This window comes from Nonomuraea sp. 10N515B, from assembly GCF_052245915.1.
In the GTDB taxonomy this organism is placed as follows: Bacteria; Actinomycetota; Actinomycetes; order Streptosporangiales; family Streptosporangiaceae; genus Nonomuraea.
Window position 1 is genome coordinate 72,369 of sequence record NZ_JBQQBQ010000010.1, and the last position, 19,721, is coordinate 92,089.

At 69.9% G+C, this 19,721-nt stretch carries 19 protein-coding genes; 15 read left to right on the top strand and 4 right to left on the bottom strand.

From position 1 onward, the window contains the following. Positions 1 to 64: 64 nt before the first annotated feature. Positions 65 to 1,270: an MFS transporter gene (locus tag ACTWQA_RS17015; protein WP_443160178.1), complete on the top strand. Its 1,206-nt coding sequence runs from the start codon at positions 65 to 67 to the stop codon at positions 1,268 to 1,270. A gap of 19 nt (positions 1,271 to 1,289) precedes the next feature. Here the strand turns inward: ACTWQA_RS17015 and ACTWQA_RS17020 are convergent, their stop codons facing one another. After that, positions 1,290 to 2,081 carry an ABC transporter permease gene (locus ACTWQA_RS17020; RefSeq protein ID WP_443160179.1) on the bottom strand — a complete coding sequence of 264 codons (792 nt, stop codon included), beginning with the start codon at positions 2,079 to 2,081 and terminating at the stop codon, positions 1,290 to 1,292. Further along, positions 2,078 to 2,986, bottom strand: coding sequence for an ABC transporter ATP-binding protein (locus ACTWQA_RS17025; protein ID WP_443160180.1), 909 nt, complete (start codon positions 2,984 to 2,986; stop codon positions 2,078 to 2,080). The genes ACTWQA_RS17020 and ACTWQA_RS17025 overlap by 4 nt, the downstream gene beginning before the upstream one ends. A gap of 146 nt (positions 2,987 to 3,132) precedes the next feature. On the opposite strand from ACTWQA_RS17025, the gene ACTWQA_RS17030 reads away from it, so the two are divergent. From ACTWQA_RS17030 to ACTWQA_RS17095, 14 genes are all read left to right on the top strand, one after another. After that, a complete protein-coding gene (locus ACTWQA_RS17030) occupies positions 3,133 to 3,909 on the top strand; it encodes a VOC family protein (RefSeq protein WP_443160181.1) in 777 nt (258 codons plus the stop codon). A gap of 95 nt (positions 3,910 to 4,004) precedes the next feature. Continuing rightward, on the top strand, positions 4,005 to 5,246 hold the full coding sequence (locus tag ACTWQA_RS17035) for a multidrug effflux MFS transporter (RefSeq protein ID WP_443160182.1): 1,242 nt from the start codon (positions 4,005 to 4,007) through the stop codon (positions 5,244 to 5,246). Between the two features lie 90 nt (positions 5,247 to 5,336). Then, complete coding sequence (locus ACTWQA_RS17040; RefSeq protein ID WP_305921504.1) at positions 5,337 to 6,035, top strand: helix-turn-helix transcriptional regulator; 699 nt, start codon at positions 5,337 to 5,339, stop codon at positions 6,033 to 6,035. Further along, complete coding sequence (sufB, locus tag ACTWQA_RS17045) at positions 6,032 to 7,444, top strand: Fe-S cluster assembly protein SufB (protein ID WP_305921309.1); 1,413 nt, start codon at positions 6,032 to 6,034, stop codon at positions 7,442 to 7,444. The genes ACTWQA_RS17040 and sufB overlap by 4 nt, the downstream gene beginning before the upstream one ends. Beyond that, positions 7,444 to 8,565 (top strand): Fe-S cluster assembly protein SufD, encoded by a 1,122-nt coding sequence (gene sufD / locus ACTWQA_RS17050; protein WP_443160183.1) that lies wholly within the window; start codon positions 7,444 to 7,446, stop codon positions 8,563 to 8,565. The genes sufB and sufD overlap by 1 nt, the downstream gene beginning before the upstream one ends. Beyond that, positions 8,562 to 8,879, top strand: a complete 318-nt coding sequence (locus ACTWQA_RS17055; RefSeq protein WP_443160184.1) for a non-heme iron oxygenase ferredoxin subunit — start codon at positions 8,562 to 8,564, stop codon at positions 8,877 to 8,879. The genes sufD and ACTWQA_RS17055 overlap by 4 nt, the downstream gene beginning before the upstream one ends. A 5-nt stretch (positions 8,880 to 8,884) precedes the next feature. Beyond that, positions 8,885 to 9,631 carry a Fe-S cluster assembly ATPase SufC gene (gene sufC, locus ACTWQA_RS17060; RefSeq protein ID WP_305921312.1) on the top strand — a complete coding sequence of 249 codons (747 nt, stop codon included), beginning with the start codon at positions 8,885 to 8,887 and terminating at the stop codon, positions 9,629 to 9,631. Beyond that, on the top strand, positions 9,628 to 10,884 hold the full coding sequence (locus ACTWQA_RS17065) for a cysteine desulfurase (protein ID WP_443160185.1): 1,257 nt from the start codon (positions 9,628 to 9,630) through the stop codon (positions 10,882 to 10,884). The genes sufC and ACTWQA_RS17065 overlap by 4 nt, the downstream gene beginning before the upstream one ends. 2 nt (positions 10,885 to 10,886) lie before the next feature. Continuing rightward, positions 10,887 to 11,327, top strand: coding sequence for a Fe-S cluster assembly sulfur transfer protein SufU (gene sufU / locus ACTWQA_RS17070; RefSeq protein WP_305921314.1), 441 nt, complete (start codon positions 10,887 to 10,889; stop codon positions 11,325 to 11,327). Positions 11,328 to 11,383: 56 nt separating this feature from the next. Then, positions 11,384 to 11,683 (top strand): metal-sulfur cluster assembly factor, encoded by a 300-nt coding sequence (locus ACTWQA_RS17075; protein WP_305921505.1) that lies wholly within the window; start codon positions 11,384 to 11,386, stop codon positions 11,681 to 11,683. Positions 11,684 to 11,991: 308 nt separating this feature from the next. Beyond that, complete coding sequence (locus ACTWQA_RS17080; RefSeq protein ID WP_443160186.1) at positions 11,992 to 13,917, top strand: DEAD/DEAH box helicase; 1,926 nt, start codon at positions 11,992 to 11,994, stop codon at positions 13,915 to 13,917. Positions 13,918 to 14,123: 206 nt separating this feature from the next. Further along, positions 14,124 to 15,428 (top strand): glycoside hydrolase family 2 protein, encoded by a 1,305-nt coding sequence (locus tag ACTWQA_RS17085; protein ID WP_443160187.1) that lies wholly within the window; start codon positions 14,124 to 14,126, stop codon positions 15,426 to 15,428. A 15-nt stretch (positions 15,429 to 15,443) separates the two neighbouring features. Beyond that, positions 15,444 to 16,838 carry a hypothetical protein gene (locus tag ACTWQA_RS17090; protein ID WP_443160188.1) on the top strand — a complete coding sequence of 465 codons (1,395 nt, stop codon included), beginning with the start codon at positions 15,444 to 15,446 and terminating at the stop codon, positions 16,836 to 16,838. Next, a complete protein-coding gene (locus tag ACTWQA_RS17095; RefSeq protein ID WP_443160189.1) occupies positions 16,835 to 17,830 on the top strand; it encodes a glycoside hydrolase family 5 protein in 996 nt (331 codons plus the stop codon). The genes ACTWQA_RS17090 and ACTWQA_RS17095 overlap by 4 nt, the downstream gene beginning before the upstream one ends. On the opposite strand, the gene ACTWQA_RS17100 is transcribed toward ACTWQA_RS17095, so the two are convergent. Together ACTWQA_RS17100 and ACTWQA_RS17105 are read right to left on the bottom strand one after the other, a co-directional pair. Further along, complete coding sequence (locus ACTWQA_RS17100; RefSeq protein ID WP_443160190.1) at positions 17,820 to 18,776, bottom strand: carbohydrate ABC transporter permease; 957 nt, start codon at positions 18,774 to 18,776, stop codon at positions 17,820 to 17,822. The two genes, ACTWQA_RS17095 and ACTWQA_RS17100, sit on opposite strands and share 11 nt — an antisense overlap. Continuing rightward, positions 18,776 to 19,687, bottom strand: coding sequence for a carbohydrate ABC transporter permease (locus ACTWQA_RS17105; RefSeq protein WP_443160191.1), 912 nt, complete (start codon positions 19,685 to 19,687; stop codon positions 18,776 to 18,778). Before ACTWQA_RS17105 ends, ACTWQA_RS17100 begins: the two co-directional genes overlap by 1 nt. Positions 19,688 to 19,721 lie beyond the last annotated feature (34 nt).

Here is a 19,721-nt window from a genome sequence, read left to right on the forward strand (position 1 = left end):
ACATCAGATGGTGGGTTGAGCCTACTGAGGGCCGGTGACATTCCTGGCTCTAGGGTGGTGCCACATGGAAGCCCCCGCCGCCCCCGTGAGCCTCGCCCGGCCTCCGCTGGGCCTGTCCGTCGCCTCGTTCGTCAGCAGCTTCGACCGCTTCGCCGTGAGCCCCATGCTCGTGGTGATCGCCGCCGACCTGCGTGTCCCGCTGTCGGCGTCGGTGGCCGCCGCCAGCGGCTACTACCTGGCGTACGGGCTGACGCAGCCGCTGTGGGGCGTGCTGTCGGACCGGTTCGGCAGGGTGCGGGTGATGCGCCTGGCGTTGCTGGGCGCGGCCCTGGCGGGGCTGGTGTCGGCGCTGATGCCGGTGCTGGGAGCGCTGGTGGCGGCCAGGGTCGTGACGGGCGCCTGCTTCGGCGCGGTGATCCCGACGGGCCTGACGTATGTGGGCGACACGGTCCGGCCCTCGGTACGCCAGCGCGCCCTGACGGACCTGATGGGCGCCGCCGCGCTCGGCACGGCCCTGGCCACCGGGCTCGGCGGCGTGCTGGCGGGTCTGGTGGACTGGCGGGTGGGGTTCATCGTGCCGGCCGCCTGCGCCCTCGTCTGCACGCTGGCCCTGCGCTCGCTGCCCGAGCCGCCGCGCGGCAGCGGGCGCGGGGGGCTCGGGATGGGGCGGTACCTGGGCATGGTGCTCGGGCAGCGCTGGGCCCTGCTCGTCTTCGCGCTGGCGTTCACCGAGGGCGCGATCATGCTCGGCACGATGCCGTTCCTGGCCACCGCGCTGGAGCACTCGGGGGTCGCGGCGGCCGTGGCCGGCCTGGGCATCACCGCGTACGGGCTGGGGTTGTGGGCGCTGGCGAAGGTGGTCAAGCGGCTGTCGGGGCGCTGGCCGGTGCCCGTGCTGATGGCCGCGGGCGGTGCGCAGATGTGCGCGGGGCTCGCGCTCGTGGCCGCCCACGTGAGCATGGCGACGGTGGCCGTCACCGCGCTGCTGCTCGGCGGCGGCTGGTCGTTCCTGCATTCCTCGCTGCAGACCTGGGCCACGTCGGTGGTGCCGGAGGCCAGGGGGACGACGATCGCGTTCTTCGCCTCCGCGTTGTTCGTCGGCAGCGCGGTCGCGTCGTGGGCGGCCGGGCCGCTGGCCGAGGACGGCCGATATGCGCTGCTGTTCGGGGTGGCCGCGGCCGCCGTCGTCCCGCTCACCGCGGTGGCCGCCCTCACCCGCCGCCGCTACGGCGCCCTCCAGAGCGAGCGCCCCCGGCCGCAGCCCGAGTGAGGCCGCGTCACTCCCAGCGTCACTCCCAGCGGAACGTGCGGGAGACCAGCGCCAGCGACAACACCGCCCAGGCGGCGAGCACGGCCAGCGGGCCGAGCGGCAGCGCCGCGCCCTGGGTGAGCACCGAGCGCAGGCCGCCGGTGAGTGCCGAGATGGGCAACAGCTCCAGGACCGGCCGCACCCCCGCGGGGAACTTCGACAGCGGGAAGATCACCCCGCCCGCGCCCAGCAGCACCAGGTAGACCAGGTTGGCCGCGGCCAGCGTCGCCTCCGCGCGCAGGATGCCGGCCATGAGCAGCCCGAGCCCGCTGAAGGCCGCCGTGCCCAGCACGATCAGCAGCGCCGCGCCCACGAACGACCCCTGCGGCCGCCACCCCAGCGCCAGGCCCACCGCCACGATCATCACGACCTGGATGCCCTCCACGGCCACCACGGCCGCGGTCTTGGCCAGCATGAGACCGGCCCTGGACAGCGGCGTCGCGCCCAGCCGCTTCAGCACGCCGTAGCGGCGCTCGAAACCCGTCGCGATCGCCTGCCCGGTGAAAGCCGTGGACATGATCGCCAGCGCCAGCACGCCGGGGGCCAGGAAGTCGATCCGCCGCCCGCCCCCGACGTCGATCAGCGGCGCCAGCGAGAAGCCCACCAGCAGCAGCACCGGGATGATCAGCGTGAGCAGCAGCTGCTCGCCGTTGCGCAACATCGCGCGGACCTCCGCGCCCGCCTGCGCCAGCACCATCCGATGGAACGGCGCCGCGCCGGGCGCGGGGGTGAAGTCCAGCGGGGCCGCCCCGCCGGGGCCGTGCGCGCTCATCGCAGCTCCCTGCCGGTCAGCTCGAGGAAGACGTCCTCGAGGGTGCGCCGCTCGATGCGCAGGTCGTCGGCCGTGACACCCTCGGCCGCGCACCACGCCGTCACCGTGGCCAGCAGCTCGGGATCCACCAGGCCCTCGATGATGTAGTGGCCGGCGGGCGACTCCTTGGCCGCGCTGCCCGCCGGGAGCGCGTTGAGCAGCTCCTCCAGCCCCAGCCCCGGCCGGGCGCGGAACCTGAGCTGACGCTCCGCGCCGGTGAGCGAGGCAGGCGTGCCCTCGGCCACCACCCGCCCCCTGTCGATGATCACCACGTGGTCGGCCAGCCGCTCGGCCTCGTCCATGTGATGCGTGGTCAGCACCACCGACACGCCCGCACTGCGCAACTCGCCCACCAGCTCCCAGCAGGCATGCCTGGCCTGCGGGTCCAGCCCGGCGGTCGGCTCGTCGAGGAAGACCAGCTCGGGCCGTCCGATCACGGCCGCGGCCAGCGACAGCCGCTGCTGCTGCCCGCCCGACAACCGCCGGTAGGGGGTGCGCGCGTGATCGGTCAGCCCCAGGCGGGCCAGGAGGGCCTGGGCATCAAGGGGCTGGGCGTAGAAGCGCGCCACCAGCCGCAGCCACTGGCCGCAGCGCATCGCCGGCGGCACCCCGCCCGCCTGCAGCATGACCCCCACCCGGGGCCGCAGCTCGGGCCGCTGAGGTGCCAGCCCCAGCACCTTGACCGTGCCGGAGTCGGCCCTGCGGAATCCCTCGCAGATCTCGACCGTGGACGTCTTGCCCGCACCATTGGGGCCGAGGACGGCCGTGACCGCGCCGCGCTCGGCACGGAGTGCGAGGCCGTCGAGCGCCGTGGTGCCGCCATAGCGCTTGACCAGGTCGACGATCTCGACGGCTGGGGATTCCATGGCCATGAGTTTAGGGACTACGCCACGCGGTCCGGCCCGCAGGTGAGGATGGCCGGATATGGACAGGTCTTGACCCGCACCTTCCCCGGAAATCGTCCTACCGGAGTGAGAGTCTGACGGTGAGCTCCACGTCACAGGAGGTTGCAATGTCGCAACGCAGTGGGTATGAGCCCGGCGTCCCGTGCTGGGTGGATCTGTCCAGCACCGACGTCGGCGCATCCGCCCGGTTCTACAGCGAGATCTTCGGGTGGCAGGCCGAGATGGTCGACGATCCGGCGGCCGGCGGCTACGGCCAGTTCACCTACGACGGCAAGAAGGTCGCCGGAGTGGGACCGGTCATGGGCGAGGGGATGCCCTCGACCTGGAACACCTATATGGCCACCGACGACATCGCCGCGCTCGCCGACCGGATCAAGAACGCCGGCGGCACCGTCGTCATGGAGCCGATGCAGGTCTTCGAGGAAGGCAGCATGACCGTCTTCCGCGCCCCCGACGGCTCGCACGCGGCCGCCTGGCAGGCGGCCAACCATCACGGCGCCGAGCTGGTCAACGAGCCCGGCTCGTTCTGCTGGAACGAGCTGATCACCCGCGACCCGGCGGCGGCCGAGCGCTTCTACTCCGAGGTCTTCGGCTGGCGGCCCGAGCTGCTGGAGATGGGCGGCGTCAAATACACCGAGTGGCACGCGGGCGAGCCGGCCATCGCGGGCATGATGGAGATGCCCTCCGACTATCCGCAGGGCACGCCCTCGTTCTGGATGACCTACTTCGCGGTCGACGACCTCGGCGCCACCACCGCGGCGGCCGAGCGGCTGGGCGCGCAGGTGCTCGTCCGGGCGATGGACGCGCCGCCGGGACCGTTCTCGATGCTCACCGACCCGCAGGGCGCGATCTTCTCGGTCATCCAGCTCAACGAACCTCAGTGAAATATCTGATAACCGGGAATTAGGAGGACCGAGTCCTGGTTTGATTCTCTCGGCCCTCGTGGGCCACCGGCCTACGAGGGAAGAGGGGATCACGCATGTCCGTGGCAGCCGAAGCCACGTCCACCGTCGTTGTGCCGAAGCAGAAGAGCGGCCGCGGATTACTGCTGGTCATCCTCGGCGCGCTGTCGGCGATCGGGCCGCTCTCCATCGACATGTATCTCCCGGCGCTGCCCGCCATCACCTCCGAGATGCTCAGCGCGCCCGCCCAGGTGCAGCTCACGCTCACCGCGTGCCTCATCGGCGTGTCGGTCGGCCAGATCATCGCCGGCCCGGTCAGCGACGTGCGGGGGCGCCGCGTGCCGCTCATCGTGGGCGTGGCCGGGTTCATGCTCGCCTCGCTGCTGTGCGCGTTCGCGCCGTCGGTTCCCATGCTCATCGCCTTCCGGCTGCTGCAGGGCATACTGGGCGGCGCGGCGCTGGTCATCGTGCGCGCGATCGTGCGCGACCTGTACGACGGCGCCGCCATCGCCCGCATCTTCGCCACGCTCATGCTGGTCGGCGGCCTTGCTCCGATCCTGGCGCCGATCGCCGGGGCGCAGCTGCTGTCGTTCACGTCCTGGCGGGGCGTGTTCGTGGCGCTCAGCCTCGCCGGCCTGGTGCTGCTGCTGGCCGTGCTGGCGGGCGTGCGTGAGACGCTGCCCGCGCAGCAGCGCGAGGCCGGCGGGCTCAAGCACACCGTCCGCACCTTCTGGCGGCTGCTGCGCGAGCGCGCGTTCATGGGCTACGCGCTCACCGGCGGCCTGGCGTTCGCGGCGATGTTCGGCTACATCTCCGGCTCGCCGTTCGTGCTGCAGGAGGTCTACGGCGCCACACCGCAGCAATACTCGCTCATCTTCGCGCTCAACGCGTTCGGCCTGGTCATCGCGGCGCAGGTGGGCGGCCGGCTCTCGGGCCGGGTGCCGCCGGTCGCGCTGGTCGTGACCGGGCTGGTCACCGCCCTGACCGGGGCGGGGGTGCTCATGGCCGCCGCGCTCGCGGGGCTCGGTCTGCAGGGCATCGTGGGCGGCTTGTTCGTCATCATGCTCGGCCAGGGTCTGCTGCTGCCGAGCACAGGCGCGCTGGCGCTGGCCTCGCAGCCCCCCCAGGTGGCCGGCAGCGCCTCGGCCCTGCTCGGCGTGCTGCAGTTCGCGCTCGGCGCCCTCGCGGCCCCGCTGGTCGGCCTGGCCGGGGCAGGCACCGCCGTGCCCATGGCGGCCGTCATACTGGGACTCATCGCCTGCTCGGTGGCGACCTTCGCCGTGCTCGGCCGCCGGCCGCGATCAAATGAGGTTAGGTAAGCCTACCCTGCGTGACAAATTCCATTCCCGGGCTGGTCAGAACCGTTTGGAACCGGGAAGGAATTACGGCACACTGATGTTGTGAAAAACATGCCCATGATGGAGCCAGGTCACGAGCGCGGCACGCGTGCCCGCGTCGCCCGGCTGATTCTTGAGCATGGTCCCGTCGCGGCCGCCGCCCTGGGCGAGCGGCTCGGGCTCACGCCCGCCGCCGTGCGGCGTCACCTCGACGCGCTGGTGGCCGACGGGATGATCGAGCCTCGCATGGTGCGCCCGCGCGGTCAGCGCGGACGCGGGCGGCCGGCCAAGCTGTTCGCCATCACCGACGCGGGGCGCAGTGCCTTCGAGCACGCCTATGACGACCTGGCCGGGAGCGCGCTGCGCTTCCTGGCCGAGCGCATGGGACAGGACGCGGTGGCCGACTTCGCCCGCGCGCAGGTGTTGGGCCTGCTCAAGCGGCTGGAGCCGGTCATGCGGACGGTGCCGGCGGATCAGCGCGTTCAGGTGCTGGCGCAGGCGCTGTCGGCGGAGGGGTATGCCGCTTCGGCCAGCAAGGCCAAGTCGGGCGGCGACCAGCTCTGCCAGCATCACTGCCCGGTGGCACACGTGGCCGCGGAGTTCCCGCAACTCTGCGAGGCCGAGACGGAGGCGTTCGCGCAACTGCTCGGCACACCGGTGCAGCGCCTGGCCACGATCGCCCACGGCGACGGGGTCTGCACGACGCACGTGAGCCCACAGAAGCTGGGTGAATCCGCACATAGAGACAAGAGCAAGGAGACCGGAAGGTGACTGTCACCGACCGCCCGGAGCTGGAAGGCCTCGGGAATTACAAGTTCGGCTGGGCCGACCCGGATGCCGCGGGCGCGGCGGCCAAGCGAGGCCTGTCCGAGGAGGTCGTTCGCAACATCTCCGCTCTCAAGAACGAGCCGGAGTGGATGCTTGACCTTCGCCTGAAGGGCCTCCGCCTGTTCCACAGGAAGCCGCTGCCCACCTGGGGCTCCGACCTCACCGGCATCGACTTCGACAACATCAAATACTTCGTGCGTTCGACGGAGAAGCAGGCGGCGTCCTGGGACGAGCTGCCCGCCGACATCAAGAACACCTACGACAAGCTCGGCATCCCCGAGGCGGAGAAGCAGCGTCTCATCGCCGGTGTCGCGGCTCAATACGAGTCCGAGGTCGTCTACCACAAGATCCGTGAGGACCTTGAGGAGAAGGGCGTCATCTTCGTCGACACCGACACGGGCCTGAAGGAGCACGAGGAGCTCTTCAAGGAATACTTCGGCTCGGTGATCCCGGTGGGCGACAACAAGTTCGCCGCGCTCAACACCTCCGTGTGGTCCGGTGGCTCGTTCATCTACGTGCCGCCGAACGTCGAGGTCGAGATCCCGCTGCAGGCCTACTTCCGGATCAACACCGAGAACATGGGCCAGTTCGAGCGGACTCTGATCATCGTGGACGAGGGCTCCTACGTCCACTACGTCGAGGGCTGCACCGCGCCGATCTACTCCTCCGACTCGCTGCACAGCGCCGTCGTCGAGATCATCGTGAAGAAGAACGCCCGCTGCCGTTACACGACCATCCAAAACTGGTCGAACAACGTCTACAACCTGGTCACCAAGCGCGCCGTCGCCTACGAGGGCGCGACCATGGAGTGGATCGACGGCAACATCGGCTCCAAGGTCACGATGAAATACCCGGCCGTCTACCTCATGGGCGAGCACGCCAAGGGCGAGACGCTGAGCGTCGCGTTCGCGGGTGAGGGCCAGCACCAGGACGCCGGCTCGAAGATGGTGCACCTGGCGCCCCACACGAGCTCCAGCGTGATCTCCAAGTCGGTGGCGCGTGGCGGCGGCCGCACCTCCTACCGCGGTCTCGTGCAGATCGAGGAGGGCGCGCACGGCAGCGCCAGCACCGTCAAGTGCGACGCGCTGCTGGTCGACCAGATCAGCCGCTCCGACACCTACCCCTACGTCGACGTCCGCGAGGACGACGTCTCGATGGGCCACGAGGCCACGGTCTCCAAGGTCAGCGAGGACCAGCTGTTCTACCTCATGAGCCGCGGGCTCGACGAGGACGAGGCGATGGCGATGATCGTGCGCGGCTTCGTGGAGCCGATCGCGCGTGAGCTGCCCATGGAATACGCGCTCGAGCTCAACCGGCTGATCGAGCTGCAGATGGAAGGAGCCGTCGGCTGATGGGCCTGAACGAGAAGCCCTTGTCGACCCTGCACGAGAAGGCGTCGTTCGACCTCGGCGACTTCGAGGTCCCGACCGGGCGCGAGGAGTCGTGGCGCTTCACGCCGCTCTCGCGCCTGAAGGGCCTGCACAGCGGTAAGGCCGAGCCCGTGGGCCACGTGCGCCTGGACGTCGACGCGGCTCCCGAGGTCACCGTGGAGACCGTGGGCCGCGACGACGCCCGGCTCGGCAAGGCGTTCGCGCCGACCGACCGGGTGAGCGCGCAGGCGTGGCACAGCTTCGAGAAGGCCACCGTGATCACGGTGCCGCGCGAGGCCGTCGCGTCCAAGCCGACCGTCCTGACGCTGACCGGCTCCGGCGACGGCGCGGCCTTCGGCCACATCGTGGTCAAGGTGGAGCCGATGGCCGAGGCCGTGGTCGTGCTCGATCACAAGGGCAGCGCGGTCTACGCCGACAACATCGAGTTCGCCGTCGGCGACGGCGCCTCGCTCAGGGTCGTCAGCCTGCAGGACTGGGACGACGACGCGGTCCACGTCTCGCACCACCACGCCCAGCTGGCCAAGGACGCGACGTTCCGCAGCTTCGCGGTGACGCTGGGCGGCGACCTCGTACGCCTGTCGCCCAGCGTGTCCTACACCGCCCCCGGCGGCGACGCCGACATGGCGGGCGTCTACTTCGCGGACGCCGGACAGCACCTGGAGCACCGCCTGCTGGTCGACCACTCGCAGCCCAGCTGCAAGAGCAACGTCGACTACCGCGGCGCCCTGCAGGGCGAGGACGCGCACGCCGTCTGGATCGGCGACGTGATCATCAGGGTCGAGGCCGAGGGCACCGACACCTACGAGCTCAACCGCAACCTCATCCTCACCGACGGCGCCCGCGCCGACTCGGTGCCCAACCTGGAGATCCTCACCGGTGAGGTCGCCGGCGCGGGGCACGCCTCCGCCTCCGGCCGCCTCGACGACGAGCACATCTTCTACCTCCAGGCCCGCGGCATCCCCTACGACGAGGCCCGCCGCCTGGTCGTCAGGGGCTTCCTCGGCCAGCTCATCGAGAAGATCGAGGTCGAGGAGATCCGCGAGCGCGTGCTCACCGCGGTGGAGGCGGAGCTCGCACGATGAGCTACGAGAAGGTTTGCAAGGTCGAGGACATCCCTGACCAGGGGGTCCTCGGAGTCGAGGTCGGCGAGACCCCGGTCGCGCTCGTCCGCAAGGGTGAGGAGATCTTCGCCCTGCATGACGTCTGCTCCCACGCCGAGGTGAAGCTCAGCGAGGGCGAGGTCTACGACGGCACGCTGGAGTGCTGGCTGCACGGCTCGTGCTTCGACGTCCGCACCGGCAAGCCCACAGGTCCGCCCGCCACCAAACCCGTGAACGTCTACACAGTCAAGATCGACGGCGATGACGTCCTCGTCTCGCTCTCGAAGGAGTCATAACCACCATGTCCACCCTTGAGATTCGCGACCTCCATGTCGCCGTCGAGGACAAGGAAATCCTGCGCGGCGTCAACCTGACCGTGAAGGCCGGGCAGACCCACGCCATCATGGGCCCCAACGGCTCGGGCAAGTCGACGCTCGCCTACGCCATCGCCGGCCACCCCAAGTACACGATCACCGGCGGCCAGGTGCTGCTCGACGGCGTGGACCTGCTGGAGCTGTCGGTCGACGAGCGGGCCCGCGCGGGCCTGTTCCTCGCCATGCAGTATCCGGTCGAGGTCCCCGGTGTGTCGGTGTCCAACTTCCTGCGCTCGGCCGTCACCGCCGTCCGCGGCGAGGCGCCCAAGCTGCGCGAGTTCGCCAAGGACCTCAAGGGCGGCATGGACGCGCTGTCCATCGACCCCGCCTTCGCCCAGCGCAACCTCAACGAGGGTTTCTCCGGCGGCGAGAAGAAGCGCCACGAGATCCTCCAGATGGAGCTGCTCAAGCCGAAGATCGCCGTCCTCGACGAGACCGACTCCGGCCTCGACGTGGACGCGCTGCGCGTAGTGTCGGAGGGCATCAACCGCTTCCGCGCGAGCGGCGAGACCGGCGTGCTGCTGATCACGCACTACACCCGCATCCTGCGCTACGTGAAGCCGGACTTCGTGCACGTCTTCGCCGGCGGCCGCATCGTCGAGGAAGGCGGGCCCGAACTGGCCGAGAAGCTCGAGGCCGAGGGCTACGAGCAGTACACGAAGGCATCTGCATGACTATTGTCGGCTTCGATGTGGAGAAGATCAGGAAGGACTTCCCGGTCTTCTCCCGCGAGCTGCCCGACGGGCGCCCGCTCGTCTACCTCGACTCGGGCAACTCCTCGCAGAAGCCCGAGCAGGTCATCGAGACCATGCGGGAGCACCTGGCGCTGCACTACAGCAACGTCGGGCGGGCCATGCACGTCCTCGGGGCCGAGTCGACCGAGGCGTACGAAGGCGCCCGCGACAAGATCGCGGGCTTCGTCGGCGCGCCGTCGCGCGACGAGGTGATCTTCACCAAGAACGCCTCCGAGGCGCTCAACCTGGTCGCCTACGCCTTCGGCAACCCGATCAACACCGACCCGCGCTTCACCCTCGGGCCCGGCGACGAGATCGTCATCTCCGAGATGGAGCACCACTCCAACATCGTGCCGTGGCAGCTGCTCTCGCAGCGCACTGGTGCGACGCTGAAGTGGTTCGGCGTCACCGACGACGGCAGGCTGGACCTGTCGGCCGACGTGATCACCGAGCGGACGAAGATCGTCTCGGTTGCCCACCAGTCCAACGTGCTCGGCACCGTCAACCCGGTCGCCGAGGTGGCCAGGCGGGCGCACGCGGTCGGGGCGCTCATCATGCTGGACGCCTCCCAGTCTGTGCCGCACCACCCGGTGAACGTGGCCGAGCTGGGCGCCGACTTCGTGGCCTTCACCGGGCACAAGATGGTCGGCCCGTCCGGCATCGGCGTGCTCTGGGGGCGGGGCGAGCTGCTGGAGGCCATGCCCCCGTTCCTGGGCGGCGGCGAGATGATCGAGGCGGTCTGGATGGACCACTCGACGTACGCGCCGGTGCCGCACAAGTTCGAGGCGGGCACGCCGCCGATCGTCGAGGCCATCGGGCTCGGCGCGGCCGTGGACTACCTCACCGGGATCGGCATGGACGCCATCGAGGCGCACGAGCGCGAGCTGACGGCCTACGCGCTGGACGCTCTGCGGGACGTGTCCACTCTGCGGATCATCGGCCCCGAGACGCTGGAGCAGCGCGGCGGCACGGTGTCGTTCACGCTGGAGGGCATACACCCGCACGATGTCGGGCAGATCCTGGACGACCAGTTCGGCGTCGCCGTACGCGTCGGGCACCACTGCGCGCGTCCGTTGCACCTGCGCTTCGGAATACCGGCGACCACGCGGGCGTCGTTCTACCTGTACAACACCACGGGCGAGATCGACGCCCTGGTGCGCGGCCTGCATCACGTTCAGAAGGTGTTCGCATAGCCATGATCGGCGAGTCGATGTACCAGGAGCTGATCCTGGAGCACTACAAGCACCCGCAGGGGCGGGGGTTGCGCGAGCCGTACGACGCCGAGGTTCACCACGTGAACCCCACGTGCGGCGATGAGATCACGCTCAGGGTCAAGGTGGGCGACGCCGGCAAGATCCTCGACGTCTCCTATGACGGACAGGGCTGTTCGATCAGCCAGGCCGCCGCCTCCGTGCTGCATGAGCTGGCCACCGGCTCGACGGTCGAGGAATCGCTCTCGGTGGTCGACGAGTTCACCCGGCTCATGCAGGGCAGGGGACAGGTGGAGGCCGACGAGGACGTGCTCGGTGACGCGGTCGCGTTCTCGGGCGTGGCCAAGTTCCCGGCGCGTGTCAAATGCGCGTTGCTTTCTTGGATGGCCTACAAGGACGCAGTGGTGAGGAGTGCAGCCCAGTGAGTAAGCCAGTGGAGACGCCGACTGACTTCGACGGTGAGACCAGCGTCGAGGAGGTCATGGAGGCGCTCAAGGACGTCGTCGACCCCGAGCTCGGCATCAACGTCGTCGACCTGGGCCTGATCTACGGGCTCAACCTCGACCCCGCCGACGGCCAGCGGCCGGTGGCCACCATCGACATGACGCTGACCAGCGCGGCCTGCCCGCTGACCGACGTCATCGAGGACCAGGCCCACTCCGCGCTCGACGGCATGGTGTCCGACGTGAAGATCAACTGGGTCTGGCTGCCGCCGTGGGGCCCGGACAAGATCACCGATGAGGGCCGCGAGCAGCTCCGTATGCTAGGATTCAACGTCTGATCTTTTTCTGCTGTTACGGCTGGCGTCAAGTGTCAGCCGTTTCAGCGTGCCATAGAGGGTTTCGGAAGGTCCGGGCCCATCCGGGAAATATCCGATAACATCCCGGCGTTGGCACAGATGCACCCCCGACGTCTCATTGCGCGTCTCGCGCCGCCTGCGGCCGGTGCCCGGTGTATCCCCCTCGTGGATTTGATCCGCCCCGATGGCGGGTCGCCCTGAACCCCTGTGCGGCTTGAGCCGCACATCCTGGCTCGTCCTTTCGCAGAAGTGACGTGCCACTTCGACTGAAAGGCACGACTTTCGTGACCATGCTTGACGCTGTCATGCCCTCGTTCGACGAGACCGGCTCCGACCTCACGGTCGAGACCGCCTCGCAGCCGGGCCCCTCCGAGTTCGAGCTGCTGGGCCTGCCCAAGCCGCTCATCACCGGACTGGCCAGGCAGGGTATCGACAGCCCGTTCCCCATCCAGAGCGCGACGATCCCCGACGTTCTCGCCGGCCATGACGTGCTCGGGCGCGGCCAGACCGGCTCCGGCAAGACCCTCGCCTTCGGGCTGCCCACCATGGCCCGCCTCGCCGGCGTGAAGCCTGCGCCCGGCCGGCCCCGCGCCATGATCCTCGTGCCGACCCGTGAGCTCGCGCTCCAGGTCCACGACGCCCTCGAGCCCCTCGGCCGCGGCCTCGGGCTGCGCATGAAGGTCGTCGTCGGCGGAATGTCCATGGGCAAGCAGATCGAGGCGCTGCGGCGCGGCGTCGACATCGTCATCGCCACCCCCGGCCGCCTCGGCGACCTGATCCGGCAGGGCGAGTGCTCGCTGTCCGACGTCCAGGTGAGCGTGCTCGACGAGGCCGACCACATGTGCGACCTCGGCTTCTTCCCCGTCGTGACCGACCTGCTCGCGCAGACGCCGACCGACGGCCAGCGGCTGCTGTTCTCCGCCACGCTCGACGGTGACGTCGACAAGCTGGTGAAGCGCTTCCTCACCAACCCGATCACCCACTCCGTGGCGCCCGCGACCTCGCCGGTCGACACCATGGAGCACCACGTGATGCAGGTCACGCGCGACGACAAGTTCGACGTCATCGCCGAGATCGCCAATCGCGAGGGCCGCACCATCATCTTCGTCAAGACCCAGCACGGCGTGGACCGGCTGTGCAAGCAGCTGGCCCGGGTCGGCGTCAAGTCGGGCGGCCTGCACGGCGGCAAGCGCCAGAACCAGCGCACCCGCATCCTCGCCGAGTTCCGCGAGGGCTCCGTCAACGTGCTGGTCTGCACCGACGTCGCGGCCCGCGGCATCCACGTGGACAACATCAGCCTGGTGCTGCACGTTGACCCGCCGCAGGACCACAAGAGCTACCTGCACCGGGGCGGCCGCACGGCACGCGCCGGCGAGAAGGGCACCGTCGTCACGCTGGTGCTGCCCAACGAGCGCCGCTCCACCGACGCGCTCACCCGGCGCGCCGGGATCCACCCGTTCCGCCTGAAGGCCACCCCCGGTCACCCGCGGGTCGCCGAGGTGACGGGCGCCCGCACGCCCAGCGGCGAGTCCATCCCGGTCTGGGAGCCGGACGTCCGCAAGCCGCTGCGGCCCCGCCGCGAGGGCGGCCATGGGGGTTCGGAGCGTCGTGGCCGTCGTGGCGGCCGTCGTGACTTCGACGGCGATCGCCGCCCGCGCAGCCACGGGGACGGCGACCGCTCGTTCGGGCCCGGTGAGGACCGGCGTCCGCGCAGGCACGAGGACGGTGACCGGCCGTTCGGCGGCGGGCGGCGGCACACCGATGGTGAGCGGCCGGTCGGGCGCACGCAGGAGCCGCGGACGTTCGGCGACGACCGCCGCCGAGACGGCAGGCCGGGCGGCGGCTACCGCTCCGACGACCGCCCGTTCCGGCAGGACGACCGTGGCCAGCGGGGTGGCGGATTCCGCTCCGACGACCGCGGCGGCCGCTACGGCTCCGACCGTAGCCGCCCGTTCTCGGCGGACCACCGTTCGGACGACCGCACTCCGCGCTCCGGCGACGGCTACCGGCCGTCGGGCGACGGTTACCGTTCCGCGCCGTCGGGTGACGGTTACCGTTCCGCGCCGTCGGGTGACGGTTACCGTTCCGCGCCGTCGGGTGACGGTTACCGTTCCGCGCCGTCGGGTGACGGTTACCGTTCCGGCGGTGGCCGTGGCGACGACCGGGGCAACGGCGGATTCCGCCGCAACCAGGGTGGCCGCCGCTTCGAGCGCTGACCCGGTCCGGCCCGCTCCGCTGCGGCGCCGTCACTGAGCATCACCTGCCCGCCGTACCTCGTTCATCGCGAGGTGCGGCGGGCAGTCGCGTTTACGGGCTGAGACGATATGAATCGGTTCAGCAATGTGGGTGCCGGGCGCTGTAAATAGGGGAATATGGGCTGATATCTTGCCTATTGCCTCAATCGACGTCCGGAGAGTTTTTCATGGGCTTTCAGCGCGCCTTGCATGAGTCATGGACCGTCCAGGCGGTAGACGGCGAGGTGGACGCGCCCGCGCCTGTGCCTGCCACGGTGCCCGGATGTGTGCATACCGACCTGCTCGCCGCCGGTCTCATCCCGGACCCCTACCTGGACGACAACGAGGACGGACTCACCTGGATCGGCCGCACCGCCTGGCGGTACGAGACCGTCTTCGACTGGTCGCCGACCGGGCACGAGCGGACCGACCTGGTCTGCGAGGGGCTCGACACGGTGGCGCTGATCGAGCTGAACGGCAGCCGGGTGGGCGAGACGGCCAACATGCACCGGTCGTACCGTTTCGACGTCCGGGATCTGCTGTGTGAGGGACAGAACCGGTTAAGAGTCACGTTCGGCTCGCCGTACGAATACACCGACAGGCTCCGCGACGAGCTGGGGGAGCGGCCCGGCTCGTACGCCGAGCCGTACCAGTTCATCAGGAAGATGGCCTGCAACTTCGGCTGGGACTGGGGGCCGACACTGGTCACGTCGGGCATCTGGCGGCCCATCGGGCTGCACGCCTGGAGCGGGGCCAGGATCGCCGAAGTGCGGCCGCTGGTCACCCTCGGAGACGGGGCGGCCAGGGTGGACGTCCACGTCCAGGTGGAGAAGTCCGGACCCGTCGAGGTGACGGCGACGATCAAGGGCGTGTCCGGACGTACCGTGATCCCCGAGGGCCGGAGCGAGGCCGTGATCACGCTGGAGGTGCCGGAGCCGGAGCTGTGGTGGCCGAGAGGGTACGGCGAGCAGGCGCTCTACGACCTCGAAGTGACGGCCGGCGAGGACGTCTGGCACCGGGAGATCGGGCTCCGCGAGGTGCGGCTGCGCACCGAGGGCGGCGCGTTCACGCTGGCCGTCAACGGCGTCGACGTGTTCGTCAGAGGAGTCAACTGGATCCCCGACGACTGCTTCCCCACCAGGGTGACCCACGACCGCTACGCCGCCAGGCTCGCCCAGGCGTGCGAGGCGGGCGTCAACCTGATCCGGGTGTGGGGCGGCGGCCTGTACGAGAGCGAGGACTTCTACGACCTGTGCGACCGGCTCGGGCTGCTGGTCTGGCAGGACTTCCCGTTCGCCTGCGCCGCCTACCCCGAGGAGGACCCGATCGGGGCCGAGGTGGAAGCGGAGGCCCGCGAGCAGGTCGCCAGGCTGAGCCGGCACCCGAGCCTGGCCCTGTGGTGCGGCAACAACGAGAACATCGAGGGCTACGCCGACTGGGGCTGGCAGGAGTCGCTCCAGGGACGCAGCTGGGGAGGCGGCTTCTACTTGTAGACGCTGCCGCGCGTCGTGGCCGAGCTCGACCCCACCCGCCCCTACTGGCCCGGCAGCCCGTACTCGGGCTCCATGGACCTGCCGCCCAACGACCCGGCCCACGGCACCATGCACATCTGGGACGTGTGGAACCAGCGCGACTACACCGTCTACCGCGACTACCGGCCCCGCATGGCGGCCGAGTTCGGCTTCCAGGGCCCCGCCGCCTACGCCACCATCCGCAGGGCGATCAGCGACGAGCCGCTGCTGCCCGATTCGCCTGGCCTGCTGCACCACCAGAAGGCGATCGACGGCAACCTCAAACTGGCCGCCGGGCTCGAGCCGCACTTCCCTGTGCCCGGGACCTTCGACGACTGGCACTACCTCACCCAGGTGAACCAGGCGCGCGCCATCCAGCTCGGGGTGGAGCACTTCAGGGCCCTGTGGCCGCACTGCGCCGGCAGCGTCGTGTGGCAGCTCAACGACTGCTGGCCGGTCACCTCATGGTCGGCCGTGGACGGGGATGGCAGGAAGAAGCCGCTGTTCCACGCGCTGCGCAGGGCCTACGCCGACCGGCTGCTGACCGTGCAGCCGCAGGACGGTGGCCTGGCGCTGGTCGCCGTCAACGACACCGACCGGCCGTGGCGAGCGTCGGCGCGGGCCGTACGGCGCGGCTTCGACGGCGCCGCGCTCGCAGCCCAGGACCTCGCGTTGGACGTGCCGCCGCGTACGGCCGTCACCCTGCCGCTGACCCCGTCCGTCGCCGAGCCGGGCGACCCGGCGGCCGAACTGCTCGCCATCGCGATCATCGGGTCCGGAGCCGCCACTGCGATGGCCGAGCATGCCGCCGTGGAGAACGGCCTGGGCCGCCCGGCCGCGTCCGCAGAGTCGGCAGCGACGGCAGGTGGGCCAGGTGAGGCGGCGGTGTGGGCCGACGGGCCGCGCGAGGCGGCGGCGACGGCCGACGGGCCGCGCGAGGCGGCGGCGACCGGCAGGCCCGGCGATGCGGCGGCGACGGTCAGTGGCCTGCCGGCCGAGCCCGGCGGTGCGGTGTCAGCGGCCGCGCCTGGTGATCCGGCGGTGTCGCTGGGCGGACACGACGACGCGGCGATGGCGGGCGGGCCGACGGTGGGGCGGGCGCTGTGGTTCTTTGTGCCCGACCGGGACCTGCGGCTGCCCGAGCCGCGCTACGACACGGCCGCCGAGCCGGTGCCGGACGGGCTCCGGCTGACGGTCACCGCCCGCACGCTCCTGCGCGACCTGGCCGTCTTCCCCGACCGGCTGGACCCGGACGCGCAGGTCGACGACCAGCTTGTCACGCTGCTGCCGGGCGAGCGCGCCGAGTTCCTGATCCGTACGGCCGGCCTCGACGAGCGGGCCCTGGTCCGTACGCCGGTGTTGCGCTGCGTCAACGAGGTGGTGGCGAGATGAGACGTTACGGGTTCAACCTGCAGTGGATGTTCTGGAAGGAACCGGGCGCGCAGCCGGCGCCGGTGGACGAGCGGGTGCTGGACGCGATCGCCTCCTGGGGCTTCGACTTCGTCCGCGTGCCGTGCGACTACCGGTTCTGGACCAACGGCCTGGACTACGCGCATCCGGACGAGCGGGTGCTGGAGGTGCTGGACGCCTATCTCGCCGCATGCCGCGAACGCGGCCTGCACTTCTCGCTCAACCTGCACCGCGCCCCCGGCTACGTGATCACCGGGTGGGAGAGCGAGCACCACAACCTTTGGGCCGACCAGGAGGCGCAGGACGGCTTCAGCGCCATCTGGACCGGCTTCGCCCGCCGCTACCAGGGCGTCCCCGCCGAGGAGCTCTCCTTCGACCTCGTCAACGAGCCGCCCTCCGTGGGGGAGCGGGGGTTCACCCGGGCCGCCCACGAGACGGTGATCCGCCGCGTCGTCGCCGCGATCAGACAGGCCGACCCGGACCGGCCGATCGTGATCGACGGTCTGGGCGGCGGCCACCTGGCCATGCCCGAGCTGGCCGACCTCGGCGTGATCCACAGCACCCGCGGCTACCAGCCGATGAGCGTCAGCCACTACCGGGCCGAGTGGTGGCCGGGCTCACAGGAACTTGCCGAGCCCGGCTACCCGTGCGACTACGAAGGACGACACTGGGACCGGGCCGGGCTGCGCGACTTCTACGCCCCGTGGCGGGCGGTGGCGGACCAGGGCGTGCCCGTCCACGTGGGCGAGTTCGGCTGCTACGAGTACACGCCGAACGACGTCGCGCTGCGCTGGCTGGCCGACGTGCTCGGCGTGTTCGCCTCCTTCGGCTGGGGGTACGCGCTGTGGCAGTTCGAGGGATCGTTCGGGGTGATCGGGCACCGGCGGCCCGGTGCGCGCTTCGAGAAGCTCGACGGGTTCCTGGTGGACAGGGACCTCCTGGAGCTCCTCCAGGCGCACCAGGTCAGCCCTTGATTCCGCTGAGCGCGATGCCTTTGGTGAAGTACTTCTGGAAGATCAGGAAGAAGACGATCGTCGGAACCGACGCGAGCAGCCCGCCCGCCATGATCGCGCCTTGGTGGTCGGGCCCCCCGAAGTAGGAGTTGAGCCTGGCCAGCGCGACGGGGATGTTCGCCATCTCGTCGCTCTGCACGATGATGAGCGGCCAGAGGAAGTTGTTCCACTCCGCCAGCACGATGAAGATCGACATCGCGGCGAGCGCCGGCCGCAGCAGCGGCAGCACGATCCTCCACCAGATCCGCCACTCCCCGGCGCCGTCCACCCTGGCCGCCTGGATCAGCTCGTTCGGTATCGACTGCAGGAACTGCACCAGGAAGAACAGCACGAACGCCTTGGCCAGCGCCGGGACGATGTAGGCCGGGTAGCTGTCCAGCCAGCCCAGGTTCCGCATGATCACGTAGTTCGGGATCAGCGTGGTCTGCCAGGGCACCATCATCGAGGCGATGATCAACAGGAAGATGGTCCTGCGTCCCTTGATGTCGTGCTTGGCGATCACGTACGCGGCCAGCGAGCAGATCAGCAGCGACCCGACGGTGATGCTGGTCGTTATCAAAACGCTGTTGAACATGAACCGCCAGAACCCGAAGTCCACCTGGTAACGCTGGAAGATGCCCTGCAGGTGGCCGGGATTGATCGCTTGGGCGCTCCACTCCGGGTCGTAGAAGTTGGCGAACGTGGGGGACTCCGGCACGAACGACGGCGGCGTCCTGGCCAGCTCCCTCGGTGGTTTGAACACCGTGATGAGCAGCCAGTAGAACGGCGCGATCATCGTCAGTGCCAGCAGGTAGAACGGCAGGCGCAGCAAATGCCCGTTGATCCGGGCGCGCCGGCCGCCGCCGGTCTCCGTCCTGTGCGGGGACTGCTGGACCGGGGCGATCCTGTCCATCGGAGCGACGGCCATCACAGCTCCTTCATGGCGCGGCCCACGCGCAGGTTGATGAGGCTGAGCACGAAGATGATCAGGAAGAGCACCCACGCGATCGCGGAGGCGTAGCCCAGCCTGAAGTGGGTGAATCCCTGGTCGTAGAGGTAGGGGACGATCATCAGGCCCGAGTCGAGCACGCCGCCGATGGTGTTGGCGCCCTGGCTGAAGACGATGTAGACGGCCTCGAACACCTGGAAGGCGCCGATCAGGCCGGTCACCACCACATACGTGGTGACGGGGCGCAGCAGCGGCAGCGTGATGTGGCGGAACTGCCGCCAGGCGGACGCGCCGTCGATCTTGGCGGCCTCGTAGTACTCCTCGGGGATCGAGCCGAGCCCGGCCACGTACAGCACCATGCCGTAGCCCATGCCGCCCCACACCGACATCAGCACCAGGATCGGGATCGTCAGGCCCGGTGTGGCCAGCCAGGCGACGGCCTGGCCGCCCAACCAGTCCACGATCGTGTTGGCCAGGCCGACGTCGCTGGGGTAGAGAACCCACTTCCACATCAGCATGAGCGCGATGGAGGAGGTCACCGAGGGCAGGAAGAACAGGGTGCGCATGATCCGGTGCGGCCAGCTACTGCCGTTGAAGGCCAGCGCCAAGCCCAGAGACAGCAGCGTGCCGAACACGACCGACCCCACCACGTACAGGGCCGTGTTGCCCAGCGCGTGGCGGAACCTGGTGTCCGACGCCAGCTGCACGAAGTTGTCCACACCGTTGAACACCGCGGGATTGACCCCGTCGAACTTGGTGAAGCTCAGGTAGAGCGAGTTGGCCAGCGGCCAGAGCAGGAACCCCGCGAACAGGGCGAGGAACGGCAGCAGCATCGCATACGACGTGCCGTAGCGGCGCAGCCTGCCGCGCAGGGGGATGGGGGAGGCCATGTCAGACTCCTGGATCAAGGGCCGGGACCGGGCG